The sequence below is a fragment of the Ruegeria sp. HKCCD8929 genome, assembly GCF_013031405.1.
GTDB lineage: Bacteria > Pseudomonadota > Alphaproteobacteria > Rhodobacterales > Rhodobacteraceae > Ruegeria.
This window is the reverse complement of record NZ_WPZY01000124.1, coordinates 1-1,613: the sequence shown is the minus strand read 5'-3', so window position 1 is coordinate 1,613 and position 1,613 is coordinate 1. Positions and strand designations below refer to the sequence as shown.

The following is a 1,613-nucleotide window of genomic DNA, read 5'->3' as shown; positions in this document are numbered from 1 at the left end:
CGGACAGGCTTGTCGCGTGATTGTCGCGCTGGGATGCAGGGCCTAATTCCCCTGTCATTAAGGGCTTCGCGGAACCAGTCGGCGTCATAGCCTCGATCTCCCAGCAGCCAGTCAGCCGATGGCAGACTGTTCACCAGAGCCCTGGCCCCAGTGTAATCGCTTCTGTGGTTGCCGCCCAAAGTGCAAGAAGTTTCTTTTGACTGTCCGGTCGTGTGATCGAGTGCGTACTTCTGTAAGGCCTCTCTTTGCGGCGTTTCCAGAAGCCGCAGGCCGGGATGGTGATCAGCGGACCAGGTCCAAATCTAACCTTTGAGCTCTTTGCTCGCAGCGACTAACTGGTTTTCCTGATCCAGATCTTTTCGATCCTTGCGCCCATTCATGTCATCGTCTTCTCACACTCCCGTGCACCGGTCCTCGCAGACTTACATGAGCATCATGCCGCGCCTGCAATTTCCGGATCCTTGTAGTCCTCGTGTTTCGTAAGCATCGCCCAGATCTGCCGAGCCATTTTGTTTGCTAGCGCGATCGCGACCAGCATTTTGGGCTTACGCGCCAACATGCGTGACAACCAGCCACCCTCAGCAACCGAGCGCACCCCAAGCCAGTTCAATCGCGACATTGCGCCAATGATCAGAAGACGTCGGGTATCTGCCTGGCCTGCCTTGGTCATACGTCCCAAACGCTCCTTACCTCCAGACGAGTGTTGCTTGGGCACAAGCCCCAACCAAGCTGCGAAGTCACGCCCCGTTTTGAATTGTGCCATATCGGGCCCGAACGCCTCCACCGCGATGGCTGTGATGGGGCCGACACCTGGCATGGTCTGGAGCCGACGAGCTCTGTCTGATTGGGACGCCAAAGTTGAGAGTTTCTTGTTCCTTTCGAGGACACGAGCTGTTTTCTCTGCAATTTGCGCCAGCAGTTCCTTACACTCCTCTCGGATCAGTGTTGGCAGGTCCGCGGTTTCATCCTCCAACAGCGCCGCAATGCGATCCAGAGAACGTATCCCAATAGGGAATACGTGGCCATGCTCATACAGCAGCGCTCGTAAGGCGTTGACGTCTTCAGTCCTCTGATGGACCAATCGTTCCCGGCCGCGGAACACTGCCGCGCGGGATTGCTGCTCAACTGTCTTGGTGGGCACAAAGCGCATTTCCGGCTGTCGAGCCGCAATCACGATCGCCTCGGCATCGGCGGCGTCATTCTTCTGACGCTTCACGAAAGGGCGCACGTATTGTGGCGCAATTAGCTTGGCCTCATGGCCAAGAGCTTCCATCTCACGCGCCCAGAAATGCGCACCGCCGCACGCTTCAAAGACAACCAGACAGGGCTCTTGATGTGCCATGAACGTGACGAACTGCTTTCGCGTGAGCTTTTTGCGAAACTGCACCTCCCCGGTCTGCAGGGCTCCATGTACTTGAAAAACAGTCTTTGCCAGATCGACCCCAATCATCATATCTTTCATGTCGCCGTCCTCTCCATACTGTGGCTCTAAGCACCACGACCCTGGCACATTGCGATGCCGTCATGGGAGGGCGGCAACCATTCCATCTAACCTGCCCAGCGGATATGAAGAAACGGATGGGGCGTCCGAGGCTGTCGGTAACGGCGTGCAG

General features: G+C 56.9%; 2 protein-coding genes. Both read right to left on the bottom strand.

Annotated elements, in window-relative coordinates; translation table 11 throughout:
• The coding region (locus GOX53_RS30445) for a transposase (RefSeq protein WP_371810462.1) at positions 1–260 on the bottom strand (260 nt) is incomplete at its 3' end.
• Between the two features lie 173 nt (positions 261–433).
• Complete coding sequence (locus tag GOX53_RS29320; RefSeq protein ID WP_171182404.1) at positions 434–1,462, bottom strand: IS110 family transposase; 1,029 nt, start codon at positions 1,460–1,462, stop codon at positions 434–436.
• Positions 1,463–1,613: the final 151 nt, after the last annotated feature.